This window comes from Anabaenopsis sp. NIES-4685 (assembly GCF_059725405.1).
In genome coordinates this window covers 1,370,778-1,383,160 of sequence record NZ_AP043602.1, presented here as the reverse complement: position 1 = coordinate 1,383,160, position 12,383 = coordinate 1,370,778, and the positions used below count along the sequence as shown (strand labels likewise).

The following is a 12,383-nucleotide window of genomic DNA, read 5'->3' as shown; positions in this document are numbered from 1 at the left end:
AACCATAGCCAGGGGCAATAAATAAATGAATTGCCCCAACCCTCTGCTTAAAGAACTGCACAGGAGGTAAAAAACTATCTTTTGACTCCTGTACTATCAGGTGAGCAACGCCCACCCCAATTAATAATCTACCTCGTCGCTGCTGACATACCTAAAATATCCTCAAGTTTGGGCATATCTTCCACAGCAACAACTCGCCCTTCATCCTCAAAACCAGCAATTTGATCAAAATTCAAATAGCGATACAAATCACCAGCAAAAGGATGAATCTTTTGTGCCACAATATCTAAATATTCCTGCACTGTGGGAATGCGCCCCAGCAACGCACAAACGGCGGCTAACTCCGCAGAACCAAGGTAAACTCGCGCATCTTTACCCATGCGATTATTGAAGTTACGAGTCGAAGTAGAAAAAACAGTTGTCCCATCTGCAACTCGCGCCTGATTACCCATACATAAACTACATCCAGGCATTTCTGTACGTGCATTCGCCCCTTCAAAGATATTATACACACCCTCTTGTTTGAGTTGGTGTTCATCCATGCGGGTAGGCGGACAAATCCACAGGCGAGTTTTCACCACACCAGCACCTTCTAAAACTTTACCAGTGGCGCGATAATGACCGATATTGGTCATACAAGAACCAACAAAAACTTCTTGTACCGGGTCATTGGCAACCTCTGATAATAATTTCACATTATCAGGGTCATTAGGTGCAGCGACAATGGGTTCTGTGATTTCATTCAAATCAATGTCAATGATTTCTGCATACTCTGCATCTCCATCAGCTTCCATGAGCGTGGGGTTAGCTAACCATTCTTCCATTTTCGCCACCCGGCGCATAATGGTACGTGCATCGGTGTAACCCCTAGCTACCATATTCTTTAACAGGGTGACATTAGAACGCAGATATTCCGAAATTGTCTCAACACTCAGCTTAATTGTGCAACCTGCACAAGAACGTTCTGCGGAAGCATCGGTAAGTTCAAAGGCTTGTTCTACTTTCAAATTGGGTAAGCCTTCCATTTCTAGAATCCGCCCTGAAAAGACGTTTTTCTTGTTTTTCTTTTCTACGGTCAGCAAACCTTTTTGAATGGCCACGTAAGGAATAGCATTGACAATATCCCGTAAGGTGATACCCGGTTGTAATTCACCTTTGAACCTGACTAATACTGATTCTGGCATATCCAGGGGCATGACACCCAACGCACCCGCAAAGGCTACTAACCCAGAACCTGCGGGGAAGGAAATACCCAAGGGGAAGCGGGTATGGGAGTCGCCCCCTGTTCCCACCGTGTCAGGTAATAGCATCCGGTTTAACCAAGAGTGAATAATACCATCCCCAGGACGTAAGGCTACACCACCACGCTGGGCAAAGAAATCTGGTAATTCTTGGTGAGTTTTAATGTCTACGGGTTTGGGATAAGCCGCAGTGTGACAGAAACTCTGCATAACTAGGTCAGCACTGAAACCCAGACAGGCTAGTTCTTTTAATTCGTCCCGGGTCATGGGGCCTGTGGTATCCTGAGAACCAACGGTAGTCATCAGGGGTTCGCAGGATGTCCCCGGACGGACACCGGGTAAACCGCAAGCTTTACCTACCATTTTCTGGGCGAGGGTATAACCTTTGCCTGTATCATGGGGTGGTTGGGGACGAATAAATACAGTGCTGGGTGATAAACCCAAGGCTTCCCGGGTTTTGTCGGTGAGGGTACGCCCAATGAGTAGGGGGATACGTCCACCAGCGCGGACTTCATCTAGGATGGTTTCGGGTTTGAGGGTGAAGGTGGAAATGACCTCGCCGGCCTCGTTGGTAATTTCGCCTTTGTAGGGATGGATGGTAATTACCATACCGGTTTCTAAGTTACCTACATCGCATTGAATGGGTAAAGCACCAGCATCTTCAGCCGTGTTAAAGAAAATCGGTGCGATCGCACTACCTAAAATATAACCCCCGGCGCGTTTGTTCGGTACATAAGGAATATCATTTCCTAAATGCCACAATACCGAGTTAATGGCAGATTTGCGCGAGGAACCAGTACCCACAACATCACCCACATAAGCCACAGGATGTCCTTTTTGCTTTAATTCGGCAATGGTTTCTAAACTCCCTGGTTGCCTTGATTCTAGCATGGCTAAGGCGTGTAAGGGAATATCCGGGCGGGTGGTGGCGTGGGTGGCGGGGGATAGGTCATCGGTGTTGGTTTCCCCTGGGACTTTAAATACTGTCACCGTAATCGCTTCTGCTAGTTTCTCACGACTGGTAAACCATTCCGCATTAGCCCAGGAGTCAATTACCCGCTTGGCGTAAGGATTGCTTTGGGATAATTCCAAAACATCATGAAAGGCATCATACACCAACAGAATTTTACTCAGGGCAGTGGCTGCGTGGGCGGCGATCGCTTCATCCCCGGTAATTTGCAGTAAATCAATTAAGGATTGAACATTGTATCCTCCTACCATCGTTCCCAGTAATTCTACTGCGGCGATGGGGGAAACTAAAGGACTGGTAATTTCGCCTTTAGCAATGGCTGTGAGAAATCCCGCTTTCACATAAGCTGCTGCATCTACACCGGGGGGGACGCGATCGCGCAATAAATGTAATAATGTATCTTCTTCACCTACTGGCGGATTTTGCAACAATTCGCCAAGTTCTGAGGTTTGCTTCCCATCCAATGGTAAAGGGGGAATACCGACTTGGGCGCGTTCCGCAACATGATGACGGTATTGTTCTAGCATTTTGGTGTTCTCCATTGGGATGTTCTCCCCTTAATTATCAAATATTTTTCGGCAAAATTTAGCTATCAAAGTTCACCTGATTTTTATACCTAAAAGCCTCACAGGTAATTGGTTATTAGTAATTTTGTTTTATACTCAAAGTATAGTTTTGACTAATTCAATATCTTTCACCTTTGATATATAGCAACCGCCAAGCAGGTGACAACAAAAACAGATAATGAAACCATTACAAATAGTGAGCTTTAAGCCTATTCCCTGTTCCCTTCTAGTAAAACTTGAGTGTAGGTGAGTTTTTCACCCTCTGGGAAACCGAAACTACAAGGCGAGATGGAGCCGCTTTAGCTCTGTTGTGTAGCTTTAAACCCCCAGGAGAGGTCAATTTCTATCTTTTGCCCAAATTCATCTAAATATTTATGAGAATATCTGCAATATTTTTAACTAATTCAGATAATATAATTAATTTGTGCGTGGTATCACCTCCTTTTGTATATGTCGAAAACTTACAACGTTGAAATTCACCACCAAGGCAAAACTCATACTTTACAAGTTCCTGAAAATGAAACAATCTTATCAGTAGCCGATGCCGCTGGTCTAGATTTACCGAGTTCTTGTCATGCAGGGGTTTGTACCACTTGTGCTGGTCAAATTACCGAGGGAACTGTAGATCAAACTGATGGGATGGGCGTGAGTCCAGAACTACAAAAACAAGGTTACGCCTTGCTATGTGTTGCTTATCCCCGTTCTGATTTGAAAATTGAGACGGAAAAGGAAGACATAGTTTATCAATTGCAGTTTGGTAAAGACCAATAATCAGTTATCAGTTATCAGTTATCAGTTATCAGTTATTTGATGACTGGTAACTAATATCAGTTATTATAGAAACTGGAAATATCAAAGATTTAGCACAATGACAACCCATTTTATTACCGCAGAAGTTGATTTACAAGCAACTCCTACTGAGTTGGAAACAGCAATTACAGCGGAATTGCAAAAACAAGGTGAACCCCTGCGTTGGGCGATTACTTCTGTAGATCAAGCACAGCAAAAAGCTGTTGTTGAAGCTGTTGTGACTGTGGACTGTGCATCAGTCGAGTGAATCAACGCCCCTATACAGCTATTTTAATCATACCAACTGGGGTGGGGGCTGCCATTGGCGGTTATGCTGGTGATGGTTTACCTGTAGCTAGAGTTATATCACAGGTGTGCGATCGCCTCATCACTCACCCCAATGTTCTCAATGGTGCAAGTTTGTATTGGAACTTCCCCAACACCCTGTATGTGGAAGGTTACGGACTTGACAAATTCGCCTCTGGATGCTGGGGTTTACGTCCCGTGCGTAATAATAAGATAGGTTTACTTTTAGACCAAGGCATTGAACCAGAGTTACGGCTCAGACACCTACAAGCGGCCGATGCTGCCAGAGCAACCCTGGGTTTAACCCTTACAGATTATGTAATTACAGATGCGCCAATAAACGTAGAATTACGGATATCTAAGTCAGGAGCCAGTTGGGGAACCATTGGCAACCCTGACAGTCTCCTCAGAGGGGCAGAAATATTAATTAACAAAGCCGGCGCAGAAGCGATCGCCGTTGTCGCCCGTTTCCCCGATGACATGGATGAGGAAGCAGTACAAAACTACCGTCATGGCCAAGGAGTAGACCCCTTAGCGGGTGCGGAAGCAGTAATCAGCCATTTAATCGTGCGCACCTTCCAAATACCCTGCGCCCACGCTCCAGCCTTAGCAACCGCACCCCCAGACCCCTATTTATCACCTCGTTCTGCCGCCGAAGAATTAGGTTATACTTTTTTACCATGTGTACTTGTGGGTTTAAGTCGCGCCCCCCAATTTATTACAGAAAAACAGCCAACTACATCTTTACCAGATGATATTTGGGCAGATGAAGTAGATGCAGCCATCGTACCTGCAAATGCTTGTGGTAGTAGTGCCTTAATCAGCTTAAATCAAAAGCCATGCCAAATTATTACCGTAGCAGAAAATCAAACCCTGATCCAGGTTCCTGCCCTGGCTTTAGGAATCACAGCCATGCAGGTAAACTCATATTTAGAGGCCGTAGGTGTAATAGTAGCCCATAAAGCCGGCATCAATCCTGCCGCCCTCAGTCCTAAAATATCCTCATTGAAGCCAGTAATTACAAATCGTGGTTGAACAACAAAATCAAGAACCAGAAATTCCCTACTTGACACGCACCCAAGTATTAGTAGCTATGGGGGTGACTGCAATTGTGTTGTGGATAGTCGCCAGAGTGTGGTTAAGCTATGGCGATGTTTATTTATTAAGATGGTACTGGTCAGCAAAAGATTTACTCTTAGGCTTAGGGCTAGGTTTAATCATCGCCGCCTTAAGTGGTTTAGCTTATCGCCTTTATCCTCCCTACCGTCAAAGCGCAGACTATTACCTCAACATAGTCATCAGACCCTTAGCTTTACCCGACCTAATCTGGCTAGGCTTACTCCCGGCCTTAAGTGAAGAACTTTTATTTCGGGGAGTGATGCTACCAGCCCTAGGCCTAGATAATGTAGCCGTAATTGTATCTAGTCTAGCCTTTGGTATTTTACATCTAAGTGGACCCCAACAATGGCCCTATGTAATTTGGGCAACTATCATTGGCTTAATGCTGGGGTTTAGCGCCTTGCTCACCGGTAACTTGTTAGTGCCAATTATTGCCCACATGATCACAAATTGGATTTCCGGCTTTTTCTGGAAATTCCGCCAAACCAAAATGGATCAAACATAATCTACTCAAATGAGATTTATCTTTGTTCATCTGTGGTTCAATTCGACCTAAGTTAAGATATGAGGTGTCGCACTTGTACCAGTTAACTACCTTTGCGCCGCTAGTGCGATCGCCTGTGGTAAAATAATATGTTCCTGAATTTGAATCCTAGCGTGGAGTGTTTCCACTGTATCCTCAGGTAATACTGGCACCGCCGCTTGGATTAATATCGGACCACTGTCTACTTCCAAACAAACTAAATGTACAGTACAGCCAGTAATTTTTACTCCAGATGCTAAAGCCTGTTCTACGGCATTAATGCCTTTAAAACTAGGCAGTAAACTGGGGTGAATATTAATAATTTTGTCTGTAAAAGCATCAATTAACACTGGTGTCACCAAACGCATCCAGCCAGCCATAATCACCCAATCGATATCATACTGCTGCAAAGTCTTGACAATTGCACCATCAAATGCTTCGCGGCTGCCGTAGTCACGGTGATTTAATAATACAGCGTCCACCCCCCGATTAGCTGCCCGTATGGCAGCTTTGGCTAAGGGGTTATTATAAATTAAAACCTCAATTTGAGCGTTTAATTGCTCATCTGCGATCGCTTGGGCAATCGCTTCAAAATTACTGCCACTACCAGAAGCCATAATCCCTAATTTTAAGGGCTGACTGAGTGATAAAAGGCGTTTACTAATACTGGGAGCAACCAGGCTAAGGGTAGAATCAGGGCAAAGAGTCATAACAGCAAAGAGGAAAAATGATAAATGCCAAAAACATATACTAAGTCCTGGTTAGATAATGATACCTTTGCGGCTTGGATTTTTTTGTCTCCCGCCCTGATTTTACTGATCATCTTCATCATTTGGCCCATCGCTTATTTGTTCTACCTCAGTTTTACTGCTGGTAGTTTCACCTCCGCAGGTACTACTTGGGTAGGTTTAAGGAATTATTGGCGCTTGCTACTGACCCAAGATTTTTGGCAAGTCTTAGGTAACACAATTTATTTTACCGTTGCCACGGTCATTCCCAGTTTAGTTATTCCTTTGGGGCTAGCAGTACTATTAGACAAATCCCTGGCGCTGCGGGGACTGCTCAGGAGTGCCTATTTTCTGCCTTCCATTATCTCTCTTGTCGCCGCCGGTTTAGGTTTTCGCTGGTTATTTCAAACAACTGGCCCCGTCAACGGATTTTTAGACTTACTGGGCATTGTACCCATTCCCTGGTTAAGTAGCACAGTTTGGGCTATGCCAGTATTAATTATTTTGAGTATCTGGAAACAACTCGGTTTTAATATGGTGGTATTTTTAGCCGGGTTGCAAGCAATCCCCCGCAGTCGCTATGAAGCAGCAGAACTAGATGGGGCTAATGCTTGGCAACAGTTCCGGCACGTTACCCTACCGGGACTACAACCTACTATAATATTTGCCATAGTTACTACAGCAATTTTTACATTGCGAAGTTTTGAGCAGGTTTATGTAATTACCGGCGGTGGTCCCCTCAATACTACTAACTTGCTGGTTTACTACATTTACCAAGAAGCTTTCGCTCAATTTGATTTTGGCTACGCTGCAGCCGCAGCTACAGTATTGTTAGCTTTTACTTTGGTGTTTGTTTATTTGCAGTTACGAACTTGGGGGGATGATTAAACCACAGCCAAAACCTCATCCCCTCAACGCTTGGCTGGTACTTCATCCGCAATAAATTTACTCAGGCGATCGCATTCAATTTCTGCAACTGTATTTTTTACCTCTACCTGTCCGAGACTCACGGGAGTTCTGGTAGATACTGCTATTGGTTCAATCCGACAAGATTTTTGTAAAAAATACCCCTTGGGGTCTGAACTAGGTCCGAGCCAGATACTGAGTAAATCTAATCCATATCCAGATGGAATATTAGCTACCCGCGCATCCGTACTCCATAATTTACTTTCCTCATATTGTCCTAGTTTCTCATTGATGACTTGATTACCTAAGTTGCTTACTTCATTTGTTGCATCTAGTAACCATCTTTCCACTTGTGACCAAGGTGTTTTATTTAATTGTTGTTCTACTTTTATTTGTATACCATCGAGTATATTTACACCATTTTCTGGTATCCGGTTTTTTTCTGTTGTTTCTGTTTCTGCAATTCTCACCACAAAGCTACTACGCTCAAAATTATCTGTGAGTAGGGTGGGATATTGTGTTAACCAATTATCCATGACAAAGTAAAACTGAATCCAGCAACTAATTAACATACAACTAGCCACCAGAACTATGATTTTTTCCCGAACTTCTGGTTTAGGAATTTTTGCTGTAGTCTTGGTTTCGGTACCTTCAATAAACTCTGGAATTGCTGTAATTATTCCCGATATTGTTGGCCAGAGAACAACAGTTCTGGGTGTAATTACATCCTCTGGATGACCAAAGGCGAAAGTACTAACTAAAAACCCGGTTATTACTGCTCCCACTGGCATAAAAGTACCAGGAACTCTTAAAGGATCATCAGTTGTATACCAGGCAGTACCAGCAATTAAAAACAACCACCCTAAAAATGCAATTATAATTTGCACATAACCTACAGCTAGCAGTGAAAGTCCCCAAGAATAAAAACTCAAGTAAATTAATGTCTGCCAGGAATAAGCTTTCTTTGGCACAAATAACTTTCTAGTTCCCTCAAAAATCCCGACAATAAATTGAAAAAGTAGTAAAACATCTTTAAATAAGGTTTGCATCCTTCACTCCTCTTATCTGTTCAAAATTATACAACTGTTTGAAGTCTACTTCCTGCTCAAAAATATAATTATGGTAATCACAGTGTAACTCAGTGAGTTCGCGATTAATATACTGGTAACTAAATTTGTATTTTGTAATCTAGCAATGCTGGTCACCCGCCATTTTAAGCGACTATTATCTGGTGTTTTTGTATAGATATTTATCAAGTCTTCTTTTAATGAGAGTATGAGAAACCTCAAAAGAAAGAACTTCATGAAAAAGGTAAAGAAGAAGATTGTAAAAGCCGTGAAAATAAGAACGCCCTGACTAGCTTCTGATCTAAAAGTATTAAAAAATATGTAACTTATTAATTCTGACTTTAAATTGAGGGGTAATACTGGTTCTAGTAAAAAAAATATCACCCAACCAATAGTACTGGAAAGGAGATTTATAGATATGGCGTAAAAAGTACTAGTTTTTTTGTCGAATTTTAGCCTTTGGTTTAAAACGTATGCTTCTATAGGAATGGCGGTTAGTAAAAATAAAAATCCAAACAAAACTGCACCGAGGGGTAGGATTTTAGGAGTTGTGAGATTTTCAAGTCCAAGCATAAATTATCGATTTGGATAGGTGTAATTAGGGCAATGATCCGGTAGTTATCCTGGTCTGCCAGTATAACCTGATTTATTCTGGAGTAGGTAAGTCCTATGCAATTTGAGAGTGGATAAATTTTTAGGAATATCTATGCAGCAAGAATCCCCAGGCATACCAGAATTTTTAGTATTAAATTATACGTTAATCTAGAGTATAGCAGGCTTATGGTAAAATTTTGGATATTCCCACGTTACAGCTTTTCAAGAAATGACAAGGAACGGCATCGGTATTCGCACAGCGCAAGTGCGTCCTGAACGGCTCACAGGTCAAATTCACATCTACGACGGTGCGGGTAAAGGTAAGTCCCAAGCAGCTTTAGGGGTAGTTTTGCGCTCAATTGGCTTGGGAATCAATACACCGGGGGATTCCAGCCGCGTTTTACTGTTGCGGTTTTTAAAAGGGCCAGAACGGGATTATGACGAGGACGGAGCGATCGCAGCTTTACAGAGGGGTTTTCCCCATTTAATTGATCAGGTTCGCACCGGGAGAGCGGAATTTTTTGGACCAGAGGAAATCATCTCTTTCGACCGAGAAGAAGCGGCGCGGGGTTGGGATGTAGCCAAAGGAGCCATCGCCTCTGGTTTATATTCCGTTGTAGTATTAGATGAAATTAACCCGGTTTTAGATTTGGGTTTACTAGGGGTGGATGAGGTAGTACGGACATTGAAATCTAAACCCCAAGAATTAGAAATCATCGCTACTGGACGCGCTGCACCCCAAGCTTTACTTGATATTGCCGATTTACACTCGGAAATGAAACCCCAAGACCACCCCATAGCCAAAGAACTTTTTCTGGATGGTATTGAAATTTATACCGGCGCTGGCAAGGGTAAATCTACGAGCGCATTAGGTAAAGCCTTACAGGCAATTGGTAGGGGAATTAATCACCCCGGCTCTACACGTGTATTAATTATGCAATGGCTCAAAGGTGGAAGTGGCTACACGGAAGACTCAGCCATCGCCGCTTTACAGCAATCATATCCAGAAGTAGTAGATCATCAACGCTGCGGTCGAGATGCAATCGTGTGGCGCAATTCTCGCCAGGAATTGGACTATGTAGAAGCAGAAAGAGGATGGGAAATTGCTAAAACCGCCATCGCTTCGGGACTCTACAAAACCATCATTCTTGATGAACTTAACCCCACAGTAGACCTAGAATTACTTCCGGTTGAACCCATAGTTCAAGCCTTACTTCGCAAACCCCGGGATACCGAAGTTATTATTACTGGTCGCTGTCAACAACAACCCGCCTACTTTGATTTAGCTAGCGTTCACTCTGAGGTATACTGTCACAAACATTATGCGAATCAAGGTGTCGAACTAAAACGGGGGGTAGATTTTTAAGTCATGGAGAACAGCAATTTACTGGATTTAATCACCGGAGGGGTTGCGATCGCTATTCTGTTGGGTGGTATGTTAATGATGTTTACTACGGTATTTACCACTAAGAAAGGTAAAAAATAGGGTCATTATGCTCCTCAAACCCGAAGAAAGGCAAAAATTAGACAACACAGACGACCAGGTATTTTACGACTATCCCCGCTTCGTCACCCATGTAGATGAGGGATTTATTCAACAGCTAACGGATTTATATCGCGATCGCCTGCGCCCTGACACGCGTATATTGGACATGATGAGCAGTTGGGTATCCCACCTACCACCAGAGATGGAATTTAGCCATATTGAGGGACATGGACTCAACGCCGAGGAATTAGCACGTAATCGTCGTTTAAATCATTACTTTGTCCAAAATTTGAATCAGCATCCCCAACTACCCCTACCAGACCAGAGTTTTGATGCGGTTCTCAATTGTGTTTCTGTGCAATATATACAATATCCAGAAGCCATATTTTCAGAAATTTATCGTATCCTTAAACCTAGTGGTGTAGCAATTATCAGCTTTTCTAACCGGATGTTTTTTCAAAAAGCGATTCAAGCTTGGCGAGATGCTTCCGAACCCGCTAGGGTGGAATTAGTGAAGCAGTACTTCACCTCAGTACCGGGATTTACAGTTCCAGAGGTAATTGTGAATAAATCCACAGTGCCAAATTTTTTACAGTGGTTAGGTGCTGGTGGTGGAGATCCATTTTATGCTGTCATAGCACACCGCATTGCTGAGATTTGAAACATCAGGAACAAACAATGAATTTCCCTCGCGTGTCTAAAATTTTCGCTGGGTTGTTAATATCAGTATTAATACTAACTACAGCCTGTACTCCCGCAGAACCCGGACGTTTTGACCAGGTACAGCAGGAAAGTACTCAGCAAAAACGAGGTCAAGCAGTTGTAGAAACTGCTACTCAAGGGGGAGAATTTAATAAATTCTTTCCCATAGCTAGTGATGGTTACCAAAGAGTATTTACCCAGGAGAAAAAAGGTTTTGCTGAAGCTAAATTAAAGAAAGATGGTCAAGATGTAGCTATGTTAGCTATTTCTGACACCAGCAGCACACCAGCAACAGCGGCCAGCTACTCTAATAGCACTATGACAATTGCTGGTTATCCCGCGCGGGAAATTGGCCAGACTCAAACAGCAATATTGATAAATAATCGTTACCAAGTAAAAGTATTATCCCGCGATCCATCATTTACCGCCAGCGATCGCGCAGATTGGATAGAGAAATTTAACCTTGATGGTCTAGCTAAATTGAACTAGGAGATTTTTGTGAACAAACCAATTTTTGAGTTAGTTGATGAACTTCCAACTAGGGGGTTAACGGTTTCCATGTTAAATTCCCTAGATTTTATCGCTCCTGGTCAATGGCAAAATACCGTAGGGTTTGTCAATACAATTAAAACTGTAACTGGGGAAACTGATGAAGATTTAATTCAACAAATTGGAGAAAGGGCGATATACCTGTACAATGACAGATCCCAAGGATACCAACGGGCTATGTGGCTTTATCAAACTGTGGACAGGACAGATACAGCCCTAGGTACAGCAGCATTAGCTAACAAGGTCGGTGAAAAAATACCTCTGTTGGGTTTTTTAAACAATATCACCCCCAAAGCCGACAAAGCCCAAACTATTGATTTGTGCCTAAAATTAGTAGTAGAGTTAGTAGCATTCTGCCAAATTAATGGGATTCCGGGGGACAATATCGGCGATTTTGTCGCTTCTTTGGGTGAGTATGCTGGTGAGTCCCTGATTCGCATGGTAGCTTTAGTTTGTGTCGATGGGTTATTACCCCTAGGTCCAGACTTTATTTACAAAGCATTATCTGCACTATCTAGCATGAATCCCCAGGAATTAGCGCAAAACTCGACTTTCCAAGGTATTCAAGATGCGATTCCCGGTAACAATGTTGGGAGTAAGTTGAACTTCATTGGCGAAAGCTTTGACTCCGTTAAAGGTTGGATGGGGGGGTTAGTTACCCAAAATAATTTAACGCCACAAACAATAGTTGGCAATTTGCAAAATTTTGTGCAACTGGCCGATGATAAGTTAGATTATCTGGCGGCTTTTCTAGATGTAGCTACCAATTACTATGAACACACAGGTACACAAACCTTGGTCAGACGATTGATTTCCCGCGCTGTAGCCGAGATTTAA

Annotated in this window: 13 protein-coding genes; 9 read left to right on the top strand and 4 right to left on the bottom strand. The window is 42.9% G+C overall.

Translation table 11 applies throughout. The annotated features are described in order from the left end of the window. Positions 1–128: 128 nt before the first annotated feature. On the bottom strand, positions 129–2,738 hold the full coding sequence (gene acnB, locus AC6IZ0_RS06065; protein WP_497726008.1) for a bifunctional aconitate hydratase 2/2-methylisocitrate dehydratase: 2,610 nt from the start codon (positions 2,736–2,738) through the stop codon (positions 129–131). A gap of 489 nt (positions 2,739–3,227) precedes the next feature. On the opposite strand from acnB, the gene AC6IZ0_RS06060 reads away from it, so the two are divergent. From AC6IZ0_RS06060 to AC6IZ0_RS06045, 4 genes are all read left to right on the top strand, one after another. Further along, complete coding sequence (locus AC6IZ0_RS06060) at positions 3,228–3,548, top strand: 2Fe-2S iron-sulfur cluster-binding protein (RefSeq protein ID WP_497725442.1); 321 nt, start codon at positions 3,228–3,230, stop codon at positions 3,546–3,548. Between the two features lie 97 nt (positions 3,549–3,645). Beyond that, a complete protein-coding gene (locus tag AC6IZ0_RS06055) occupies positions 3,646–3,834 on the top strand; it encodes a DUF8621 family protein (RefSeq protein ID WP_497725441.1) in 189 nt (62 codons plus the stop codon). Then, positions 3,831–4,907: a DUF3326 domain-containing protein gene (locus tag AC6IZ0_RS06050; RefSeq protein WP_497725440.1), complete on the top strand. Its 1,077-nt coding sequence runs from the start codon at positions 3,831–3,833 to the stop codon at positions 4,905–4,907. The genes AC6IZ0_RS06055 and AC6IZ0_RS06050 overlap by 4 nt, the downstream gene beginning before the upstream one ends. Continuing rightward, on the top strand, positions 4,900–5,496 hold the full coding sequence (locus AC6IZ0_RS06045; protein ID WP_497725439.1) for a CPBP family intramembrane glutamic endopeptidase: 597 nt from the start codon (positions 4,900–4,902) through the stop codon (positions 5,494–5,496). The genes AC6IZ0_RS06050 and AC6IZ0_RS06045 overlap by 8 nt, the downstream gene beginning before the upstream one ends. Before the next feature lie 86 nt (positions 5,497–5,582). Here the strand turns inward: AC6IZ0_RS06045 and purN are convergent, their stop codons facing one another. After that, complete coding sequence (purN, locus tag AC6IZ0_RS06040) at positions 5,583–6,224, bottom strand: phosphoribosylglycinamide formyltransferase (protein WP_271732673.1); 642 nt, start codon at positions 6,222–6,224, stop codon at positions 5,583–5,585. A gap of 24 nt (positions 6,225–6,248) precedes the next feature. On the opposite strand from purN, the gene AC6IZ0_RS06035 reads away from it, so the two are divergent. Then, positions 6,249–7,130 carry a carbohydrate ABC transporter permease gene (locus AC6IZ0_RS06035; protein ID WP_280793156.1) on the top strand — a complete coding sequence of 294 codons (882 nt, stop codon included), beginning with the start codon at positions 6,249–6,251 and terminating at the stop codon, positions 7,128–7,130. 23 nt (positions 7,131–7,153) lie between these two features. Here AC6IZ0_RS06035 and fraD read toward each other — a convergent pair whose 3' ends face one another. Together fraD and fraC are read right to left on the bottom strand one after the other, a co-directional pair. Continuing rightward, complete coding sequence (gene fraD / locus AC6IZ0_RS06030) at positions 7,154–8,197, bottom strand: septal junction protein FraD (protein WP_497725437.1); 1,044 nt, start codon at positions 8,195–8,197, stop codon at positions 7,154–7,156. 45 nt (positions 8,198–8,242) lie between these two features. Next, on the bottom strand, positions 8,243–8,788 hold the full coding sequence (gene fraC, locus AC6IZ0_RS06025; RefSeq protein ID WP_497725436.1) for a filament integrity protein FraC: 546 nt from the start codon (positions 8,786–8,788) through the stop codon (positions 8,243–8,245). A gap of 250 nt (positions 8,789–9,038) precedes the next feature. On the opposite strand from fraC, the gene AC6IZ0_RS06020 reads away from it, so the two are divergent. The 4 genes from AC6IZ0_RS06020 (at position 9,039) to AC6IZ0_RS06005 (ending at position 12,383) form a co-directional block, all read left to right on the top strand. Further along, positions 9,039–10,175, top strand: coding sequence for a cob(I)yrinic acid a,c-diamide adenosyltransferase (locus AC6IZ0_RS06020; protein WP_271732669.1), 1,137 nt, complete (start codon positions 9,039–9,041; stop codon positions 10,173–10,175). A 127-nt stretch (positions 10,176–10,302) separates the two neighbouring features. Then, positions 10,303–10,956, top strand: coding sequence for a class I SAM-dependent methyltransferase (locus tag AC6IZ0_RS06015; RefSeq protein ID WP_280801633.1), 654 nt, complete (start codon positions 10,303–10,305; stop codon positions 10,954–10,956). A 17-nt stretch (positions 10,957–10,973) separates the two neighbouring features. Continuing rightward, positions 10,974–11,486 (top strand): hypothetical protein, encoded by a 513-nt coding sequence (locus AC6IZ0_RS06010; protein ID WP_497725434.1) that lies wholly within the window; start codon positions 10,974–10,976, stop codon positions 11,484–11,486. Between the two features lie 9 nt (positions 11,487–11,495). Then, positions 11,496–12,383 (top strand): hypothetical protein, encoded by an 888-nt coding sequence (locus tag AC6IZ0_RS06005; RefSeq protein WP_497725432.1) that lies wholly within the window; start codon positions 11,496–11,498, stop codon positions 12,381–12,383.